This is a genomic window from Bacteroides sp. OM08-11 (assembly GCF_003438665.1).
Lineage (GTDB): Bacteria > Bacteroidota > Bacteroidia > Bacteroidales > Bacteroidaceae > Bacteroides > Bacteroides cutis.
In genome coordinates, this window is sequence record NZ_QSTJ01000003.1 from 150,637 (window position 1) to 172,448 (window position 21,812).

Below are 21,812 nucleotides of genomic sequence, written 5' to 3' on the forward strand. Positions count from 1 at the left end.
CCAATGCTTTTTTTAATCTTGTTTAATCAGGAAGAATCTTCCTACATGTGTCCCGGTTTGTCCCAGTTCTATTTCGATGGCGCTTTCTTGCAGGGAGTAGCGTTTATCGGTCCGGCTGTCCCATAACGCCCAGCCGCTCCAGCCGTCGCCGGGCAGGTGGTGCAGGCTGAGGCGGACGTTGCTTGTGGCTTTCAGACGGAAGCCTAATGGAATGTGCATGCCGGAGGTGCTGCCCCGCAGTTGCTGTATGTCCAGTGCTTTGCCGTCGGCCTCGGTGAAGAGGTGTAAAGGCGTTTCCGCTTCGTTGTCGAACAGTAGTCGACTGTCTTCTTCCGGACGATAGCCGTCTGTGGCGTGTGCCGAGAGGCGGAGCAGTGTGTTTGCGCTGTGTCCACGGTTGTCGGTGGCGGTGATTTGCAGGCGGCCTGCCCGTTGTCGCGGCATGATGCTGCGGCTGAGGGAGCGGGTGACGTTGCCCGGTACTTGCAGCAGCATATCTTCGGTGAAGGTCACTGTCAGCGAAGTGCCCGGTGTGGCAACGGTGGCAAAGACCGACTGCATGGGAGCCATGTAGTGATAGGTATCGCCGTTGCTCAACAGTTCGCCGTCTGCCAGAATCTGGGAGTTGTTCCGGTTGCCGTCATACACTTTGAGGGAAGTGACATGCGTGTTCTCCGCCAGAAACTTCGGCAGGTTGATATGGGTCATGAACGGATTGCCTATCAGGAAGGTGGTGCCTTCTTTATGATTGTTCACTGTGAGCCGGAGGGGGAATTTAGCGCCCAGTTGCTCGTAGATGAATCTGCCCGCATAGGCGGCGTCCCTGCCGATGGCTTCGGTCTTTCCGGTAGAGGCGCCATTGGGGCGGAAATAGGTATAGCTGTCGTGCAACTTGGGGAAGCGGAACGTCAGCTTGCCTGCCGGCAGCGTTTCCTTTTCGGCTCTTACGGAGAATCCCATGCCGGGATTGTAGGCTTCGTTGAGGGCGTTGAAGGGGGCGGTCCAGTTGGTTTCATCGGGCGTTACGGCTACATCGTTTAGATTGCCGTTCGTTATCTTCTTGCCGGTGGTGTTGGCGCTCCAGAAACGCTGGAAGATGCGCGGGGCGAAACGGTTTTCGGGAGAGGTGGCTTTGTCGAGGTCGTTGAATTTCGCTGCGGTGCTGTGATTGCCGTTCAGGGAACGGGGGATGAACATGTCGCCCGTCACCATGCTGCACAGAGGGGCGGTGAGCATGTAGTAGCGCCCCGGCTGCAACGAGAGTTCCACCCAGGCTTTCAGGTAGTTCAGACGATGGGTGTTCACCACTTCACCGCCATGTTCGAAGTGGATGTAGCGGCAATAGTTGTCTGCTGCCGCCTGCAAGTCGGGGTAGGAGGTGCATCCTGCGGGAATAATGACATCGGTACAGTCCCATGGGCTGCCGTTGGTCCAGTTGCTCCAGTCGTTCCAGTCGGTGGAGTGGTTATGGGATTTCCAGGTGGTTTCCTGCGGATGAACCACGACGTGCACGCCGTTCCAGAAAGTTTGGTTGTCGGCATCGCTGGTTACATTGATGTAATAGTCTCCGGCAGGCAGATTGTTTACGGTCAGCGTGTTGTCGGCAGCAAGAGGAATGCTTTGGGGGGGAATGTTGTTTTTCCCTGTGATGTCGGTGAACTTGAGGGTATAATTGCCTGCGGGCAAGTCGGCGCCTACGGTGGCGGTGAGGCGAATGGTTACGGGAGAACCCTCGCAGACGTGTTCGGGTTCGGCTGTTGCCGATGCGAGTTTGTTACCTCCTTGTTCCTGTTCTTCCGAACAGTCGGGGAATCCGTCTCCGTCGGTGTCCGGACGGGTAAACAGGCCTGCTATCTGGATGTTCTTCAATGCGGAGAGCACTGAACCGAAAGTGATGCGGATTTCATCTACCTGGTCGTGTTTGGTGATGGTGGACACGTATTGGTAGTCTCCGCTGCCTATCACGTCGAGTCCCAAGACTCCTCCGGCGGCGGTACTTGCTACTTCGGCTCCTTTGCTGTATAGCTTGAGGGTGCTTATCGCTATCAAGTCGGTATCAGCCAGTCCGGTTACTTTTTTCAGGATGAAACCCACCTGCTGTCCGATAGAAACGGGAGTGAATTTTACGGCTACGGTCATGGCTCCTCCCACTTGAGTTTGCGTCAGGAGTGCAGTGGTTGCCATGTTTCCGTCCAGCATGTTGCCCAGATTATTGAAGGAAGAGCCCACGCTTGCCACGCCCACTGTCTCGGTCTTTTCATAGTTGATTTCGGCTCCGTAGTTGACAGGAGTCATCAGTTCCAGACAGGCGTCCAGTGCGCTCGATGTACAATTTTCTGTTTCGGGTTCCCAAAAAGCGTTGTATATCCTGAACGAGTTGGTGTTGATGTTCAGGAGTCCCGAAGTCCAAAGTTCTATGGCATCAAATTCATGTCCGGTAGTGATGCTGAGACGTGTTTTCACTCCGCTGTTTCCTATCAGGCCGGCGGAAACGGCATCGTTGTTTTCCGTTACGGAATTTCCATTAAGGTAAGCTCCGTCTTTTTTCAATCGCACGCGCATGAATTTCAACACATCGGCTCCCAGCACATTGGTATTGGTCTGGATGGTGAAGCCTACGCGGTTCTTGCCGCTTGTGGCGGGTTTGATGCTCTTGCCGTCTCCCAGTTTTACACTGACGATGGCTACGTTGGCAGCTATGCTGACTCCTGAAGTATAGGTTACGTAATCTTCGGTGGAGGGACTGACTACATGTTGAAGAGATTCGGGCTTGCCGTCTATGGTCAGCAAACTGCCTCCTCCTTGGGGAAGGTAAGCCTCGGCGGCGTATTCGGCCTCGTTGGTGATTATTTTGTTACATTCGCTTCCGCCGGTGTTCACCTCTTTGGTGATGGTGAAAGTCTCCTGCATGACGGTTCCGTCCGGCGCGGTGTAAACGGCGAGAATGCGGTAGTCGCCATTGACGTTCATGTCGGTGATGCGGTATTTTCCCGATGCGTCTTTGTCTACCTGCGGATTGCTGCCTTGGGGAGCGCTTGTCACCGCATACCTGATGCTGCCCGTCTTGGGAGGGGCAAGGTAGTAGGAACCGGTATGTATGGTGACATCCGGTAATGACAGATAGGCGGACTGGTCTACTTTGGTCTCGTCGCGCACAAAGGCATAATTGATGATGGTGGCTCCGAGGTTGACGGCTATCTTGAAGAGGTATATCTTTATCTGCGAGCAGGGTTTGGTTGTCACGAGGCTTACCGCGCTTTTCCCGCCTCCTATGGCGGAAACGCCCAGTACGGAACCTACGGCAAACTCTTCCTGCTGATTGTCGTTCTCGTCGAAAGTGGTCAGTGTCATGGTGTTGCCTATGTCGAGGCTCAGCAGGTTGCCTTGGGTCAGGATGAAGCCCACTTCCGAGCCTGCGGGTATGGTTTTTCCGAAATCAACGGTTGCCCAGAAGCCTCCGAAAAGACCTCCCAATAAGCTTCCCAAAGTTTCGATGGTTACTCCGTTCGTTGTATCTTCATCTACCAGTTGTTTGGAAGTAAGGAGGAATTTAACGCTTGTCCAGCTTCCGTTACCACCGTCGTGTATTTTCACAGCGGGGAAGTCGGGATTACCCTGAATACATTTCTGTTCTTCGTTTTCGCCTACGTAGGCGTAGAACAGTTCCAGCGATTTTAAAACGTCTGCATTGACACCGCTCATGCCGATGCGTACCTCATCGAAAGGCTTGTCCAAAGAGGCGGAGATGGAGAGCGCCTGCTTTCCGTTGTTGTTGCCGGCGCTTATGAGGTTCAGTTGCAGTGTCTCGACATTTGGGTCTCCGCCTTTCATTTCTTGTTCTACTCCGTGCAGAAAGGTCTTTATCCAAAATTGCTTCAGTACAGATAGTTCGAGCACGCCGTTGGTGGAGGTACGGTATACAAATCCGGCTTCCTGCCCTCCGGCATATACGCGGTTGAGATCTCTGACAGAGGCTATCTGGTTGGCAAGCAGGTCGGCATTAGTAACCCCACTGAATGAAGTGGAATTGCTGATGTCGGTATCTACCAGATTGGCAATGTTTTCTTTCCAACCGGCTACGCTCACTAAGGCGTCCGAATAATTGTCTACGATACGTCCTATGCCTACCAGAGGTACTCGGCGGCTTGCTTTCCAATGTCCGTTGGCGTCTTGGGTCAAGGCGGATGTTATTTCTGTGGCGCGGGTGGTTGGAGGAGTGTTATTTCCCGGAGTGTCCACAAAAGGGTAGTCTTCGTCTTGGCAGGAAGCAACGGAGAGAAATAGGGTAAAGAGGAATATGTAGTATCTTATTTTCATTGACTGATGGGGTTTCCTGTTAGGTTAATGAGGATGTGCCAAAATAGAAATCACAATTGCTTGTTCATATTTTGGCACATCCTCGTTATGGATGATTCTTTGTTTCGTTCGGAAACGTCAGAGACTTGGATTATTCAAGTTCCATATTGTGGATGACTTCCCAGTTGTCATTGACCTTCAACACCAGTTCTTGTTTGTTGACGAGTGATTCGGGTTTGTCATCAGGATCTGTACCCGGTTGGGTCGGTGCGTCTAATGTTCTTGTACCGATGCTGTACAGGTGGTTGCGGACTACGTTGAATTTGTCAGCAGCATCTTGGACAGTAACATTTTCTGTAAATGTATTATTGTTCCAGATGTAGGAAGTATGTGTTGATAGCTGTTTGTCACCGGTGGGTAATTTCACTTTCCAGCTCTTTAAAATGGTGCTGGCATTATCTACTAATTGGAGTGTGAAAGTGTTTTCGGATGTTTTTGCAAAAGGAATCACAAAGTTTCCGGCAAATACGGAACCTTTGGCATATTTAGTTGATTCCCCTTTCCAGTTATTGTTATCTACATCAATCAGTCCGTTTTTGTCAGCATCCAAAGCTGGGTTGTTGAACCAATCGTCTAAAGCTATTTCATAAATTACTTTGTCGGTAGCAGTTGCAGTACCGTTTACCACATAGTTCACGTTAGCGTCGGTAGCTGTGCCGTTACCGTCCAAATCATGATTGGCAAAATGTCCTAACACCAAGTTTGTGTTTCTGTCGGAAGCTACCAGTTGCAGCTTGGTTCCACCGGCTACGCAAGGGATGTCGGTGAGGTAAGCCATAGTACCTGCTACCTGGCGGTTCAGTATCACCGGAGTGTAAAAACCTTTGCCGTCTTCTACTTTAAGCTCGCAAGAACCTGCGAAGATTTCTTCACCGATTTTGTTTAAAGTGAGCGTTACGTTTTCGTTGAAATCTCCGCCTTGGGTGATGCCTGTAATCTTTGCTGCAAGGTCAGTATAATCACTGTTGTCGCTATAACCGAAAGCATACACCGTATACTCTCCGGCTGCTAATTTATCGCCATCTGCCAGTTTTATGATAGCTTCACGACCATGTCCTCCGGTAGCGCCACCATAAGGTTTAGAACTTGCGTTTGCCTCAGCAGACCACTGATCAATGGTTTGAACGTATTTCACATTACCGTTTCCTGTTCCCTGGCAGATAATCACCTTTACATTGTCAATTGTCTGTTTGGCTTCCGAACTAAGCAGGGGGCGTCCGGCACGAGTGGTCAGGTTGTCTCCGGTGCTTGCCACTTGCAGCACTAAAGTCTGCTCCGCATTGTTATCACTGCCATCCATAATGGCTTCATCATTGCTACATGCGCTGAACAACATCACTCCGGATGCCATTGCAGCTAATAAATAATTCTTTTTCATTCTTTTGAAATAAAAAGTTAGTAATATGTTGTTGTTTAATCGATTGTCATTCCATGTATCTTTTCCCAGTTGTCGTTTACCAGCAGGTAGATTGCGAAGTCGTCTTCCTGTTCCTGATAGATATACTTCAGGACGGTCAGCTCGTTTCTGTTCATCGTGATGTACACCGGCTTGGCTTTTATCACCGGCTCTGCCGCTTTCGGTTGGGTGTAGAACCGGATGCCCAACTTTGATTTGTCTTTCTCGGCGGACGGGCTGAGCATCGTTTTGGTTATCACTGCGGTGGGGTTTTCCCACTTTGTTTGTGTAGTAACCGAAGTTGTTTCCTCATAGCCCGTTCCATGCATGATTTTCCCAAACAGATTGTCCACCTCTTTATAAGAGTGGCTTATCTTCTTCGGCAGGTTCTCCATGCGGATGATGAGTTTCCCTTTGACGCGTTGCAGTTCCAGCGTGTGGTTGTACTGATAGGCGTCGTACACCAGTGTACCTTGCGCGACATACACATCTATTCCTTCCGAACCGTCGGGATGCAGGGTGACGGATTTTCCGTCGGGGTGCAAGGGGGTATTGTCCTTAAGTCCTCCCCATACAGTGAGCACATACTTGCCATGCGGCAGGCAGTCGCAGAAGGTAATGGGAAAACTCTGTTCATCACCTTGTACTTCGAATACTCCCTGCGCTTCCATCACCTCGCCTGTAACGGCATCGCACAGCTGGTAGTAGAGCGTGGGCACGTACTCCTTGAAAGCGAGGTTCTCGCTTCTGCGCCCTTCCTCTTCCACCTTGTCCACGTTGAAGTAGTTTTTGTCCTTCACTGTGAGGTTGACCTGCAAAGGGGGGCAAGGGGGAACTTCGCTGCGTATGCACGAACTCAGCAAAAGGCTTGTCAGCAAGAGTAATATGTGGTCTGTTTTCTTCATCTTCATTTCTTTTATTGTCTGTTCACCAAAACCTGAAAAGCTTCTTCCCTGCTATACGGAAGGAACTCCGCTTCGTTGGCTGCACGTTGGCGCAGGGCTGTGTCCCGGCAGGCGTTGCCCAGATGCCGGTAGAATTTATCGTGCTTTTTCTGCCGCGCCGCCGTCAGCGCACGTGCATATTCGGCTATGGGCGAACGGTCTTTCAAGGCTGCAAGCAGGGTGTCAGTCTCTTCGGTACGGTTCAGGCTCAGGGCTACAAGGGCGGTGTTTACATCGGCAAAGGGGCGAAGCAGCCTGTATGCCTCATGGAAGTTACGTCTCCGGGCTTGCAGCAATCCCAAGTTGTAGCGCGCTTCCGGTGAATCGGATGCTTGCAACAACTCGATGGACTTTTCGTAATTGCCGGCATGTGTATGGCTTACAGCAAGCGCATTCTGTATTTTCGGGCTGCGGGTGGGCAACTGTTCCAGCATCTTGCACGCTTCGTCGGCTTTGCCGGCATCGAGGTAGAGTACGGCAAGATTGTTGGCGGCAGTTTCGGAGTGGGGGAAGCGCCGGATGATGGTTTGGTAAACCTCCGCTTGCTCCTCACTCTCTTTCTTCAGGCTTGCCACTCGCAGTAACTCTTCTTCGTTGAATGCATCCGGTCGTTTGTGATACATATCCAGTAATTCGTCATCGGTGGTGAAGCCTTTTATGTTATAGCTATACTCATATTTTACTTTACGGTCTTTCTGCAGATAATTCTTCTTGATGCTGTTCCAGCAGGACAGGCTGCGGATGTGGTGCTCTTGCACGTCATCGTTGGCGAAGGCATATTCCCTGAGAATGTTTTTCACGCTTGCAGAATCGGGATTGCCGTCGGCTGTCATGGCGGCAAGTACCGGTTCCCAACCTATCGGCTGCGAACTGGCTGTGATGTTCTGTCGCTTTTTCCAGGGAATATCCAATTGCATGATGAGCCACCATCGGGCAGCGGCGGCACGCTTTTGAGCCAGTACGGTGTTGAAAGCCAAAGGACCGTCGGCAGAAGCCATACCGGTGATGCGGATAAAATTGAGGGTGGCGAGCGTATCCTTGAGAATAGGTGATAGTTTGTCCAGCATGTCATTCAGTTCGCGTTCATTGTTGCCCAACGATAGGTTGATGTCCGAACAGTTGATGACAAATTGCAGATTGGCTATTCCGCTTCCTTTCAAAAGTTTGGGACGTGCAACAAACTCCGGTTCTATATAGGGTAGTTGCATCGACTTCCTGAGCACATCTCCTTTGAGCAGGCTTGCCGGATTGCTGATGGCTGCCACCTCTATCGTATCCACACTGCTACATTCGCCGCAACCGTCCGTCGAAACGAAAGCCACGAGACGCGCCTGGTCTGCCTTGTCGGGCAGTTGCAAAGTAGCTTTATAAGGGAGGTCGAAGCTGCTCGAAGTCTTTTTCAGCTTCAAGGCTCTTGCCTCTTGCGGGTCGGTATGGTTTTCAAGTACTTTCAGCCGTTTCAGCTTCTTGTCGTAGATGGGAGCATCCACAATGAGGGGCATATATTCTTCCTGCACTGTATCTTTCTGCATGAGCCGGGGCGTGATGACCAAACGGCTTCTCCGCGAGAAGTAATGTGAGGGAATGTGAAAGGTGAGATCCATTTCTATACGATTGCTGCTGTCCGGTATGACTGTGCAGAAGTCAGGGGTACGGCTGATTGTACGGGATGCCTGTCTGTGCGGGGCGCATCCTGCCAAGCTGAAGGAGAGCAAGGCGATAAACGGGGCGATATGACATTTGTTTAGTTTCATCAGGTGTGTCTTTTAGAAAATGTAGATTAATGATACGGCTGCTTTGGTGGGACCGAAGTAGTTCTTGTGTCTTTGCCTGTAACACTTCAGACAGGGGATGCGCTCACTTTCCTTATACCAAAGGTGTGCGTAGCCTATGCCGACGGCGGCTTCCAGATTCCAGTGAGGCGAAAGAATCCATTGATAACCGTAGGTAAGTCCGGCACCTGCCAAATAGCCGTCGTAGCGCTTGCTGCCGAGCTCTCCGAAGAATTGCGCTCCATGCAGGTGAACGCCCGCAAAGTGGCCTTCGAACTTCTCGCAGAACCAGTATCTTACTTCGGGTTGGAGTAACCAAAAACGAAGTTTGTCACCATCTTTAAATGTCCATGGGTTGTAGGCAGCGGTTAAGTCAATCGTACTTTTCCGGCTTAGTGCTATTTCCATACCTATATTGGGAGTGGTGGATAGCCAGTAAAGTGTGTTGGTTTTTAGTGAAATGTCTTGAGCCTGTATTTCTGAGCCAAATCCCCACCCTAATATACCTATTATATATAGTAGTGCTCTCTTCATTCTGATCGGATGTAATGTTTAGTTTACGAGAATATCGTTTGTCTGTTGTTCTGATTTTGCAAAATTAACTTACAAATAATAGTCCCTTGTTTTGAAAAAGAGTCAAGTTCTTTAGATTTCGTATCAAAATAGATTACTGTATCAGTCTTGTATTGTTAATATTTTTCTTTTTAATGAAAAGAAAGCTCCCTTTGAAAGTTTTTTTGTCCTGTTTTTCTTTTTCTGCTTATGCGGGGATCGGTCAGGAAAAATGCAATCGGTTGGAAAAGAATTGCTTATTCTTGGAGGTCGCGTATCTTTTGCGGAGAAAGGCCGAAATTCTTTTTGCAGAAGGCCGAGAAGTAGGCGGGAGACAGGAAGTGATATTTTTCTCCGATTTCAGCGAACGGCATGTTTGTCAGCAGTATGTCTTTGTAGATCCATTCGGCTTTTCTTTCTGTGATCCATTTATGGGCAGGTTGTCCGAAAGTTTCCCGGAAATGGCGTTTGAAGGTGGGCAGGCTCATGTTGGCTTGGGAAGCAAATTCGCTCAGGTCTTTTATCAGGAGGTAATTGCTCATTACAAAATCCTTGAAGTCCAAATCCTTTCCCAGCAACGGATAAAAGAAGGAAGCCAGTTCTTCTTTGGAGTAATAGGTGCGGAAAAAGATGAATAGCTCTTTATTCATCAGTTCATGAAAGTGCATGCACTCTATTCCATCCTCAAGACAGTGGGCGAGAAGGTTCAGAAACTCGGAAACCCTCTTGCGAATGGGCAATATGGTGAAATCGTAAACAAAGTTGTCCGGTATGAAATTGGAAAGATTGCGGAACGAGAAGTGATTGCAGAAATCAATGTTCAGCAGGAAAGAACAACTGACGACTGTTGTATCTTCGATGATACGCACATAGCAGCAATGGTTTCGGGGTATCAGGGCGACTTCTCCCTGTTGATGTTCCCTGTTTTTATATTGGTTACAGGTTACCGATACTTTACCTGATAGTATGAAGAATAGGACGGAACGGTCTATGTTGATTACTTGAGGGGCGTCGTTTTTCTTGAAGCGGGTCATTGCAAAATTGGCAGATGCCGATAGCTTGTAGTTATAGCAGGTTAGGTGTTCTTCTTTATAAAACAAGCTCATAATTTACAGACTTTCCTTCAGTTAATAATTTAAAACAATTTGCTATATGAAATAACATAAACTAATTTTAAATCAGAAACTTAGTAGTCTTATTAAATTATATAGTCGCATGCCTTTGCGACAAAGGTAGGAATAATATATCGGATGAGGAAAAGAAATGACGTTTTTTTAGAATGGCAGGGGGATGTGGTGGTGAATTTGCCGGGGCTTTCCTCAAAAGTTCCTTTATGGGAATTCTTATAACGGAAAACCCCGGCAAGAGTGCTTATTTAATCTTTTCCCTGATCTTCGTCAGATACTTTTTCATTCCTTCCGCATCTTTGTTTTCAATAATTTCAAGAAGGTTCTTTAACTCGGTACGTATATTTGCTACTTGTGAGGGTGTACGTGGATTGAATAATATCTCTTGAAGCAGGTAATCATCTTCACTAAGTAATCCTTTGGCAATTGCCATGTGTTTTTTGAAGGTGGTACCTGGTGCTTCCTGATGTTTCATCACTGCCGCGAAAACGAAGGTGGAAACAAAAGGAATGGACAGAGAATAGGCTACAGTTTCGTCATGTTCATCAAAGGTGTATTCAAAAATATTGAGTTTCATCGTTTGGTAAAGATCTTTGAAAAAGATCTTACCCAAATGATCGCCTTCACTGATGATAATGGCATTTTCTGTATTCAGATTGCTGAGACTGGCAAAGGTTGGTCCGAACATAGGGTGTGTTGACACATAACGGAAGCCGCTTTTTTCGTAGAAACTCTTCAGCCCTGTCTTCACCGAAGCGATATCGCTGATGATACAATCTTTAGGTAATATAGGCAGGACTTGGCGAAATGCATCCAGCGTATACTTTACCGTCACGGCATTGATAACTAGTTCCGGTTCGAACTCTTTGATTTCATCCAAAGTAGTGAGGCGGTAAGTGTTATAAACAAATCGTAACTGATGCGGGTTTACGTCAAACACAGCCGTTTCGTGTTGAAAACTCAGAATGTCTGTAAAGAAAGAGCCCATTTTTCCGGCTCCAAGTATTAATATTCGCATATATTTGATTTTATGAAGTGATAGTGTGATTGTATGGTAATGTGATAGAGTAATATCACTCTATCATTTTATCACCTTATCACTTATTGATTATTTCCATTTGTTGCCTCACGCTTTCTTCGTGTATAGCTTCAAATACTTTTTTGATAAATTCCGCATCCATACCACAGAGTGAACCTTGTGAACCGCGTTTTTCGAGAATTTCATTGTAACGTCCTGTTTGCAGGATAGTCATGTCATGCTCTTTCTTGTAAGTGCCGATTTCACGGGCAATTCGCATACGTTTTGCCAATTCCTGGATGAGATTGTTATCGCATTCATCAATCTGCTTACGTAATTCACTGAGGTTTTCAGTACTCTGCGTCTCCTTACGGATAACGAGTAGGTTAAGAATGTAATCCAGTACATCCGGTGTCACTTGTTGTGCCGCATCACTCCATGCACAATCTGGATTACAGTGACTTTCGATGATTAAACCGTTGAAGCCCAAATCCATTGCCTGCTGGCAAAGTGGGGCGACTAATTCACGTTTTCCACCGATGTGGCTCGGATCACAGATAATAGGAAGGTTCGGAATTCGACGACGTAGTTCGATAGGAATATGCCATTGTGGCAAGTTACGGTATAGCTTCTTGTCGTAGCTGCTGAAACCACGGTGTATAGCGCCAAGACGTTTCAGACCGGCATTATTGATACGTTCCAAGGCACCGATCCACAATTCAAGGTCAGGATTTACTGGGTTCTTTACCAAAACTGGGATATCTACTCCTTTCAATGCATCAGCTATTTCCTGTACGGCAAAAGGATTAGCAGTGGTACGGGCACCTACCCATAGAATATCTATTCCGGCTTTCAGGCACTCATACACGTGTTTTGCGGTAGCTACTTCCGTAGAAACATACATGCCAGTTTCTTTCTTTACTTCTTTCAACCAGGCAAGTCCTTCTACGCCAATACCTTCGAAGCCACCTGGTTTGGTACGTGGTTTCCAAATACCTGCACGAAATATTTTCATACCTTTCTCAGACAGCTGTTTAGCTGTACTCATAACTTGTTCTTCTGTCTCTGCACTACACGGACCTGCAATAACCATAGGACGCTTGTCCTCAATGCCCGGTAATAAAATTGATTCTAATTCGAGTTCCATATTCTTTATCTTTGTTTAATTTGTCTATTATTGTATATATACTTCTTATCCTTCTTAATACTCTCCGAAATACTCTTCTGAAGCCGGTTTTAGGATTTACTAGTCTTGCTGAATTTTGTACTAAATTTTTCTCTGGCTTTTAGTAACTTTTCGGTAATATTTTAGTAAAATAATTTCTGTTTCCTAGAAAAACTTTTATAAAAATATTACCTCATCTCTTTAATACGTTTCAATGCTTCTGTTAGTTTGTGGTCCTTACAGCAAAGTGAAATACGGATAAACCGTTTTCCGTTACTTCCGAAGATAAATCCCGGAGTAATGAACACACGCGCTTCATGTAAAACCTTTTCGGTGAGTTCTTCTACGTCTTCACAACTATCGGGTATTTTTCCCCAAAGGAACATGCCGACTTGATTTTCATCGTATGTACATCCCAGTTCGTGCATAATCTTTCCGGCAAGCCGACGACGGTTACGATAGTTCTTATTATTGTCATCGTACCAATCTTGTCCGGCTTCGAGGGCAATAGCGGCAGCCAGTTGCATGGCACGGAACATTCCGCTGTCGATATTACTTTTCACTTTTAATATCCATTGTACGAAATTTGCGTTCGAGGCAAGCATGCCGATACGCCATCCTGGCATATTGTGACTTTTACTCATGGAATTGAATTCGATGCAACAGTCTTTAGCTCCCGGTACATTGAGGATACTGATGGGATGTTCGTTCAGGATAAAACTGTACGGATTATCATTGACGATGACGATGTTTTTGCGGTGGGCAAAGTCTACCAGTTTTTCATAAAGCTCCGGTGTGGCATTTGCTCCTGTCGGCATATTAGGATAGTTGGTCCACATCAGTTTTACACGACTCATATCCATCTTTTCCAGTTCTTCAAAGTCGGGTATCCAGCCGTTTTCCTCTTTTAGATTATAGTTCACCACTTCTGCACCGAGTATCTTACTGAGGGAAGTGTAGGTTGGATAACCGGGATTGGGAACTAATACTTGCTCTCCCGGATTGACAAAGGCCAGTGTGACATGCAGGATACCTTCCTTGGAACCGATAAGTGGCTGGATTTCTGTGTTGGGGTTCAGGTCTACATCATACCACTTCTTGTACCATCTGGCAAAGCTGCGACGCAGTTCTGGGATACCTATATAAGGCATGTAACCATGACCATCGGGATTTCGGGCTTCTTTGCATAGTGTTTCTATGGTTTTTTCAGAAGGAGGCATATCGGGACTACCGATACCCAGGCTGATAATATCCTTTCCTTCGGCATTCATCTGCGCAACTTCTTTCAGTTTCTTTGAAAAATAGTATTCACTTACGTTTACCAGCCGGTCGGCAGGTTTTATTTTAGATATTTGATTTTCCATCTTCGTATTCTCCTAATATTTTAAGTTCTTTGGTGAGCGGAGTGATAGCCGCAATAGATTGTTTATATCTTAGTACATTGTCGAAAACTATATCTACATAAAACTGATATTCCCATTCTCGTCCAATGATGGGTAGTGATTGTATCTTCGTCAGGTTAATACGATAGAATGACAGGATGGACAATACTTGCGACAAACTACCTTCTGTATGTGGCAGAGTGAATACTATACTAGCCTTGTTGACATCCTTAGTGCGGTGACGATTCAGTTCGTCCACTTGCCAAGGATCCGCTACCACTAGAAAACGGGTGAAATTATGTTTATTGGTTTCAATACCTTCTTGCAGCACTTTCATTCCATAACGTTCGGCAGCAACTTTGGAACAGATAGCGGCATGTCCTTTCAAGTTCTCTTTCTTGATAATCTCGGCACTGAGGGCTGTGTCTTCTCCTTCAACCACTTTGATACGTGGATGTTGTCCCAGAAACTCGCGGCACTGCATTAAGGCTATGGGATGGGAGTTTACTTCTGTGATGTCGTCCCAGTCTTCTTCGGGCAAGCAAACGAAACTATGTGAAATGCGTAATTTATATTCACCTACAATCTGTGTGCCGCTTTGGCGTAGCAGCTCATTGTTGTGTAGCAAACTACCTGCGATCGTATTTTCTATCGCCAGCATACCAATGGTCTGACTGTCCTTTTTGACAGTGGTAAATACATCTTCAAAGTTAGCACAACAGATTAATTCTATTTCTTCTCCTTCGAAGTACTTGTGTGCGGCGATGTCGTGATACGAACCTAATATTCCTTGAATGGCTACTTTTTTCATCCTTTCACTATTTGTTTTCTTTGTTTATGCTATAAAAAAATCCCGCTTCCATACAATGGAGCGGGACTTTATATATTACTTAGTTCTCTATTCTGTTCTTAAGCATCACTGTCACTTGATACATACAAACTCCCGCTCTACTTTCTGGCTAAAGTAAAAGTAAAAAAAGAAGTAATATGCATAAGTAAATGATTTCATTCTTATTATTCTTTTGTTTTTAAATTACGCGACAAAAGTAATACTTTTCTTTTATATGCAAATAAAAAATGAACTTTTTTTATGAATACATTTTTAAAACTGAATTTATGGCAATAGTTTAATCGTCTTGCATGATGCCTTTTATTTGTTCCCACTTATTTACGGCATCGTTTGTTTGATTGCTTCCTGGAGTACTTCTTCCTTCCCGAATATATTTCTGTAGCAATTGTTTCAGCTCTTTTACGATTTCGGGATGTTCACGATATACGTTCTTGCTTTCGATCGGATCGTCTTTCATATTGAAGAGTTGTATAGGGGGAAGGTTGGCTATTACGTCTTTGTCAACTCCCGGTTTGGGAAAACTCCACCCGCCGGAACTGGGAGAGCATAATAATTTCCAATCGCCCTTACGGATGGCAAATTGTCCACGGATGGAATGATGTACGGTGGCTTCACGAATTATTTGAGGGTAACAGGGATTTTGAATGAGTGGAAGGATATTGTAACTGTCTTCTGCTTCGTTATCTTTCAGCTTGTATCCGTTCAAGGCGGCAAAAGTGGCGTAAAAGTCATTCAAACATATGGTTTGAGTACATTTTCCTTTACTTGCCACATTATTCCACTCTACGATAGTAGGAACGCGATGCCCACCATCGAAAAGATCAGCTTTCATACCTCGCCAGATGTAGTTGGCATGATGGCCTTTGGCGGCCATCTCAGGAATACCTCCGGCTGGAGAACAACCGTTATCTGTAGTAAAAACTAACAAAGTATTCGAATCGATACCATTACGGCGAAGTGCCTCGCGAACCTGTCCGACTACATCATCCACCATCAATACAAAATCGCCATAATCTCCCAGTCCGGTTTTCCCTTTGAATTTTTTATCAGGAAGGATAGGAGTATGGGGTGCAGGGAGTGGTAAGTAGAGAAAGAAAGGCTGTTTATCGTATGCATGTTCGTCAATGTATTTTATGGCTCTGTTGGTGAGATTTGGTAAGCAATCCTGGTGTGTGAAATCATTACCGATTGCTCCGCCCCGCCAGAAACCGGGTTTCTTTCCTGCGGGAACTGTACCTATCTGGGTGGCGGTAGGTTGGTTGTTTTCAACGTAAACGTATGGTGCCATATCCAGTGAACCACAAAAACCATAGAAATAATCAAATCCCAAATCGACAGGTCCGTTGCTGATAGGTTTTGTATAATCTACATCCTCATCTGTCAGCGCATCTGCATCCGGTTTTTCATGTCCGGCTTTTGTTCCCCAGTTCCAACCCAGATGCCATTTACCTATGCATGCAGTGGTATATCCGTTGGATTTCAGCATTGTTGCAATGGTACTACGTGTGGTAGGGATAATGGGACGGGAGTAACCGTACAATACACCGCTTTTTAGTTTGGAACGCCAGTTATAACGTCCTGTTATGATACCATAGCGGGTAGGAGTACTGACTGAAGAACAAGAGTGTGCATCGGTAAAGATTACCCCATTGGCTGCCATTTGGTCAATGTTGTTTGTCTGGATATGGGAATTCTCATTGAAGGCGGAAACATCCCCATAACCCATATCGTCTGCAAGAATAAAGACAATATTAGGCCTTTGCTGGAGAGTAACTTTTATTTGTCCAGTAGTTTGTGCCTGTAAATACTGCCCTATACACATAGGAATAGACAGTAAACTGAAATAAGATGACTTTTTCATTGTAAATAATAGTTTTGTGCTTCCGTGAAGAAGGTTTGTGTAACAGATAAATAAGTATTTTATTACGTTTATAGGAATAATTCAGGGTATGTGGCTGCTATATTAAATGTATCTCCGCTCTCTTCCGATAATTTCAGATATTCGGCACATAATTTTTTAACTATCTTTTTGTATTGAGGTAAACCAAAAAGGTCTTGTGTTTCTTGCGGATCTTTCTCCAAATCAAAGAGATAAACCTTTTTGGCTGCCGGAATAAAGAATAGTTTATAATGTCCGTCTGTCACCATACGTTGAGCTTCTTGCAAATAGGCAGAATAAACGGCTTTACGCTGAGAAGAAGCTTTAGTGTTTTTTAACGCACTGACCTGAGAAATAAAATCCAGATGATCAGGCTTTGGGATGCCTACCAAATCATAAACGGTAGGTACGAGGTCTTGCAGATAGACTAACTGATTGCGTACCTCTCCTTTAGGCAATCCCAAACCGCAAAACGCTAAAGGTACTTTTACGCTGTGATCATACATACTTTGTTTCCCAATTAAGCCATGATGTCCCACGGACAAACCGTTATCTGCTGCAAAAACAATCAGAGTATTTTTGTCCATGCCGTTCTTTTTCAGAGCCTCTAAAATTCTTCCTACCTGAGCGTCCATGTGTGTAATCAATGCATAATATTCCTGACGATGTTTTTGTACGGAGTAATGGGTACGGGGAAACGGAGCAAGACGTTCGTCTCGTAAGGTTCTTCCGGATTTCATCGCTTCTCCGAAAGGATGTTCTGGCAGAAAATTTTGCGGGACAGAAACTTTGTCCACGTCATACATATCTACATATTCTTTGGGAGCTTGCCGAGGATCATGCGGAGCATTAAAAGCGCAAAACATGAATAAAGGTTCTTTGGAGTTTTTATTTTCATTCATATATGCTATTGTTTCATCGGCCAATATTTCACTCCAATGCTTTCCTTCACTCCAATATCCACCTTTTGATTTGTCCCAGGGAAGCCAGGCATTATCTTCTTTGTTTGTCGGACGATTGTAGGCATCTTTCGTATCTTTAGGCATTCCCCCTCGTACTTTTACACTCTTATCAAACAACTGATGTGCAGTAATGAATTTCATGTGCCATTTTCCAGTTTGAAAAGTTTTATAACCTGCTTGTTTCATGACTTGAGGCCACATTTCCCCATTGGCAAATTCAGTTTCATATTTCTTACTTTCGGCCTTATAGGTGTTCCAAATGTAACGGCCGGTTATTAACTGTGAACGGCTGGCAATACTGATAGCACCATTCCATCCACCCATTATATATGCATTGGAGAAACGGACTCCATTTGATATCAACTTGTCCAGATTGGGAGAGATAATTTCATCGTTACCGAGAATATCCAATCCGTCGTAGGTCATGTCATCTACGAACAAAAAAAGTACATTTGGTTTATCTTGGGGGGTATGATGGTTTTGTCCGGTGTTCGCGGAAAATAAAATTTGAGGAATTGTTAATGCAGAGGTAGCTATTAATTCAGATAAAAGTGTATGTGTCATGGCAAATCATTTAATTTTGAATACTCAAAATTATGCCTTTTACCTCAAGAATATTGTTAGTTTTGTATCAAATATTGTTTTCACAGTCTCAAACTTCCTTTTTGCAATCAATAGGGTGCTACAATAATCTGTACAGGACGATGATCAGATGCTACGGGCTCATTGATAACTTCTCGTTTGATTACTTTAAAACGGTTCTCGTTTTTGCGGTCAAGATAAATGTAATCAAGGGTTGAATCGGGTAAATTAGCCGGATATGTCTGAATATTGATATCATTCAGAGTAATAAAATGTTTACCTAACTCTTGTTGAGGCTTGTCTGTAGGCAATGAATTCATGTCACCTGCAAGAAAAACAGGCTTACTGATGTCTTCCAGTACTTTTAGAATGATCGGAATAGAGATCAGTTGATCTTCTGGTGTTAACGATTGATGAGTGGCGCAGAATATATAATCTTTAAATTCGGCAACAATCATGGTACGTTCTTCTTCACGTCCGGGCATAGGAATAACTTTATGATTTAAAGGAACTTCTTTGGAAAGGATACCGATACCGTAACTTCCACCTTGAAAAGGAATAGCAGACGCATAAATACCGTGCATCTTAGTATATTCTTTGAGTTTTTCCAGTGCAAATACTCTGTTGTTTCGCTGGGTTACACTATCTAATTCCAGAAGTGCTACTACATCGGGAGATACTTTGAGAATAACATCAGCAATACGCTGATAGTCGCGTTTATTATCCATTCCGATGCAATTGTGCACATTATAAGAAAGAATATTTATTTTTTTCTGTTGTGCTTTACCTGCTGCAAATACCAGTAAGAGGACGAATAATAGTAGATAACGTTTCATGATAACAGATTATATGTTGATTATAAGCCAAGTATATTTGTTGTATTTTCACTCGGTTGATTACCGTATTGTCCGTTAAATTCCTGTATTTCTTTGGGATTTAGTTCCAATCCTTTTTTCATATCTTCAACGGAACCGTCTTTGTCACCGTTCAGTAGTTTGGCACGTCCACGTTCATGATAAGCTTGAGCGAAGTTAGGATTTAGTTCAATGGCTTCATCGAACAGTTCGATGGCTTCATTTAGTTTCTTTTGTACAATGTAGAGTTGTCCTAAATAGAGGAAAGCCTGTTCGTTGAAAGGATTCAGTTCAGTTACATATCGGTAATCAGTTTCGGCATCTTTTTCTGTACCGATAGCCTCTTTTATTTTTCCGCGAAGTAACAAGGCACTTTCGTCATCAGCATCCTGAGCTAGGATGGCTTCAATATCTTCCATAGCTTCTTTGTATTGATGCATTTTTATTAAAGCTTCTGCGCGTAACAAGCGGGCTTCGATGAAGTCATCTTTCAGCACAATGGCTTTTGTCAGATGGGCGATACACATGATATCGTCATTTTGACCATTATCTGCTTTTCCCAGCAGATAGTGTGCCATGGCATTACCTTCTTCAATGGCAATAACTTTTTTAGCTGTTTCGGCCATTGCCGGATAGTCTTCTTGCATATAGTAAACATTGGCAAGGGTTAGAAAAGTTGAGGTATGTTCCGGTTCTATTTCGGTCATACGCTCCAGTAGTTTGTGTGCCTCGTCGAGTGCACCAGTTTGTATATAAACTTGTGCCAGGTAACCCATCGTTTCAAAATCTTCCTGCAAAGCAAGTGCTTCCGTAAAGCATTGGATCGCATAATCCGTACGTCCCATGCGTTGTGCACGCATACCATCGTATTTGAATATTTCAAAGTGCTTCTGAATGTTTTTCTGTTTTTCCTCTTCCGGAGTAATTGGTTTACTGGAGAAAAAAGATTTAAAAAATCCCATATTTCGTTATTTAAGAATTAAAGATTAAAAAGTGAAAAAAAAGTAACTTCATATTTCAGCAACAAAAGTAATGAATTATTTTTTGATTTGCAGCATTCCATTGACTGCAATAATTTTTCCTTCATTCAGTAGTTGATGAATTGTTTTAGTCAAAAGTTCCTTATCTATTAGTAAATTTTCTAAAAGGGTAGCAGGCGTCATGGGTTGTTCACTCAGTATCAGGTAGATACTTTTGGAAATTTCTTTCTCAGAAAGTTTGTCTGAAATACTTTTTTTCTTGTTACGGAATTTAATACAAGTATCGCACAGTCCACATTGATGTTCATTTTTCTCGCCAAAGTAGCGTAATAACATGCGGCTGCGACATACGGTATCGTTGGTCACATAGTCTAACATAGCTCCGATACGCATTTCGTAGCGTTCTTTACGTTTTTCATATACGGAGGGCGGAATATTAATATATTTTGTTTCCACTCGTTCGCGTGTATATATTATATAAGGTGTCTTTTTATGTGGAATGTAACTGACGATGTGTAACTTGGCAAGGCGTATCAACTGTTCGTATATTTGGCGGCGGGTAAGTCCCGTACGCACGGCAATCGAATCTTCATTGATAAAAGTATAATCGGTAAACACACCTGTGTAAGAACGTAGTATGGTTTGGATAAGCATATCCATGTCGTCACCCAGTTCCCGTAGTTTGTAAAGTTCTTCCCTACGGATGGTGAAAAGGAGCCGTGAGGCATTATCTTGCTCGTCGGTATATTCCAGATAACCAGCCTGGGTTAGTATTTTCAGTGCACTATCCACTGGTACAGGGAAATATTTGAATTTCCGGCAGAAATCCTCGATGTTGAATTCGCGTATACACCCCTGTCCATCACCCATCGCCATCTGATAATAATATTGTAGATGTTCGTATACTTCTCTGATGTATTCTTTTTCAGGGAAGGTATCGGGAATTCGTTTGTGTAGGGTCGTTTTATCCGATTTAGTAAAAAGTACCACGGCGTAAGCTTTTTGTCCGTCACGTCCTGCGCGCCCCGCTTCCTGGAAGTATGCCTCTATGGAATCCGGTAAATCCATGTGGATGACGATACGTACATCCGGTTTGTCTATTCCCATACCAAAGGCATTAGTGGCTACCATGACACGACTTTCGCCCGATTGCCACCGATGTTGTCGGATGTCTTTCGTTGTATCATCCAGACCGGCATGATAAAAGTCGGCGGTGATACTCTCGTTGTTCAGTAATTCGGTGATTTCCTTGGTACGGCGGCGGTTACGTACATATACAATAGCACTACCGGGTATTTTGTGTAGGATATGTAATAATTCTCCAGTCTTGTTTTCCGTGTTGCGTACGATATAGGCAAGGTTTTGCCGCTCAAAACTCATACGGAATACATTCTCCTCTCGGAAATTGAGACGTGTTTGGATATCTTTAACCACTTCTGGTGTTGCGGTAGCAGTTAGCGCAAGTATGGGTACATTTGGCAAAAGTTCACGAATTTCGGCTATTTTCAGGTAAGCGGGACGGAAGTCGTATCCCCACTGTGAGATACAATGACTTTCGTCCACTGTAATCATATTGATATTCATCTTCTGCAATTTGGTGCGGAAGATTTCGGTATCCAGCCGTTCAGGAGAGATGTAAAGGAATTTGTAATTGCCGAAAATACAGTTTTCAAGGGTAACGATAATTTCTTGGCGGCTCATGCCCGAATAGATGGCAAGCGCCTTGATGCCCCGTTTTTTTAGGTTCTGCACCTGATCTTTCATTAGTGCAATCAGAGGGGTGATGACAAGACACAACCCTTTCTTGTCAAGTGCAGGAACTTGGAATGTAATAGACTTCCCACCTCCTGTAGGCATCAGCCCTAAAGTGTCTTTACCCTCACCAATACTATTTATGATGTCTTCCTGAATGCCGCGGAAGGTATTATAACCCCAATATTGCTTTAATATCTCCTGATACATAATATGAAGTGATAGGGGTAGAGTGATAAAA

The 21,812-nt window shown here is 44.6% G+C and carries 15 protein-coding genes; all 15 read right to left on the reverse strand.

Going from position 1 to position 21,812, the window contains the following annotated elements:
• Positions 1-12 precede the first annotated feature (12 nt).
• The 15 genes from DXC10_RS07215 to DXC10_RS07285 all read right to left on the reverse strand — a co-directional run bounded on the left by DXC10_RS07215 (position 13) and on the right by DXC10_RS07285 (position 21,781).
• Complete coding sequence (locus DXC10_RS07215) at positions 13-4,317, reverse strand: hypothetical protein (RefSeq protein ID WP_147331298.1); 4,305 nt, start codon at positions 4,315-4,317, stop codon at positions 13-15.
• 130 nt (positions 4,318-4,447) lie between these two features.
• Positions 4,448-5,734 carry a hypothetical protein gene (locus DXC10_RS07220; RefSeq protein ID WP_117737593.1) on the reverse strand — a complete coding sequence of 429 codons (1,287 nt, stop codon included), beginning with the start codon at positions 5,732-5,734 and terminating at the stop codon, positions 4,448-4,450.
• A 35-nt stretch (positions 5,735-5,769) separates the two neighbouring features.
• The gene (locus tag DXC10_RS07225; RefSeq protein WP_233519888.1) at positions 5,770-6,663 is read right to left on the reverse strand and encodes a FimB/Mfa2 family fimbrial subunit; all 894 of its coding nucleotides are present in this window, start codon (positions 6,661-6,663) and stop codon (positions 5,770-5,772) included.
• A 5-nt stretch (positions 6,664-6,668) separates the two neighbouring features.
• Complete coding sequence (locus tag DXC10_RS07230) at positions 6,669-8,450, reverse strand: tetratricopeptide repeat protein (RefSeq protein ID WP_117737594.1); 1,782 nt, start codon at positions 8,448-8,450, stop codon at positions 6,669-6,671.
• 12 nt (positions 8,451-8,462) lie between these two features.
• The gene (locus DXC10_RS07235) at positions 8,463-9,002 is read right to left on the reverse strand and encodes a DUF3575 domain-containing protein (RefSeq protein WP_187120673.1); all 540 of its coding nucleotides are present in this window, start codon (positions 9,000-9,002) and stop codon (positions 8,463-8,465) included.
• A gap of 275 nt (positions 9,003-9,277) precedes the next feature.
• Positions 9,278-10,126, reverse strand: a complete 849-nt coding sequence (locus DXC10_RS07240) for a helix-turn-helix transcriptional regulator (protein ID WP_117737596.1) — start codon at positions 10,124-10,126, stop codon at positions 9,278-9,280.
• Between the two features lie 265 nt (positions 10,127-10,391).
• Positions 10,392-11,165 carry a prephenate dehydrogenase/arogenate dehydrogenase family protein gene (locus tag DXC10_RS07245; protein WP_117737597.1) on the reverse strand — a complete coding sequence of 258 codons (774 nt, stop codon included), beginning with the start codon at positions 11,163-11,165 and terminating at the stop codon, positions 10,392-10,394.
• 79 nt (positions 11,166-11,244) lie between these two features.
• Entirely contained in the window at positions 11,245-12,312 is a 1,068-nt protein-coding gene (locus DXC10_RS07250; RefSeq protein ID WP_101543702.1) for a bifunctional 3-deoxy-7-phosphoheptulonate synthase/chorismate mutase type II, read from the reverse strand.
• A 206-nt stretch (positions 12,313-12,518) separates the two neighbouring features.
• Positions 12,519-13,694, reverse strand: a complete 1,176-nt coding sequence (locus tag DXC10_RS07255; protein ID WP_117737598.1) for a pyridoxal phosphate-dependent aminotransferase — start codon at positions 13,692-13,694, stop codon at positions 12,519-12,521.
• Positions 13,675-14,523 carry a prephenate dehydratase gene (locus DXC10_RS07260; protein WP_101543707.1) on the reverse strand — a complete coding sequence of 283 codons (849 nt, stop codon included), beginning with the start codon at positions 14,521-14,523 and terminating at the stop codon, positions 13,675-13,677. Before DXC10_RS07260 ends, DXC10_RS07255 begins: the two co-directional genes overlap by 20 nt.
• Before the next feature lie 316 nt (positions 14,524-14,839).
• Positions 14,840-16,423, reverse strand: coding sequence for an arylsulfatase (locus DXC10_RS07265; RefSeq protein ID WP_117737599.1), 1,584 nt, complete (start codon positions 16,421-16,423; stop codon positions 14,840-14,842).
• Between the two features lie 68 nt (positions 16,424-16,491).
• Positions 16,492-17,967, reverse strand: a complete 1,476-nt coding sequence (locus tag DXC10_RS07270; RefSeq protein ID WP_117737600.1) for a sulfatase-like hydrolase/transferase — start codon at positions 17,965-17,967, stop codon at positions 16,492-16,494.
• A gap of 107 nt (positions 17,968-18,074) precedes the next feature.
• Entirely contained in the window at positions 18,075-18,821 is a 747-nt protein-coding gene (locus DXC10_RS07275; protein ID WP_117737601.1) for an endonuclease/exonuclease/phosphatase family protein, read from the reverse strand.
• A gap of 20 nt (positions 18,822-18,841) precedes the next feature.
• Positions 18,842-19,801 carry a tetratricopeptide repeat protein gene (locus DXC10_RS07280; RefSeq protein WP_117737602.1) on the reverse strand — a complete coding sequence of 320 codons (960 nt, stop codon included), beginning with the start codon at positions 19,799-19,801 and terminating at the stop codon, positions 18,842-18,844.
• A 75-nt stretch (positions 19,802-19,876) separates the two neighbouring features.
• Entirely contained in the window at positions 19,877-21,781 is a 1,905-nt protein-coding gene (locus tag DXC10_RS07285; RefSeq protein ID WP_117737603.1) for an ATP-dependent DNA helicase RecQ, read from the reverse strand.
• Positions 21,782-21,812: the final 31 nt, after the last annotated feature.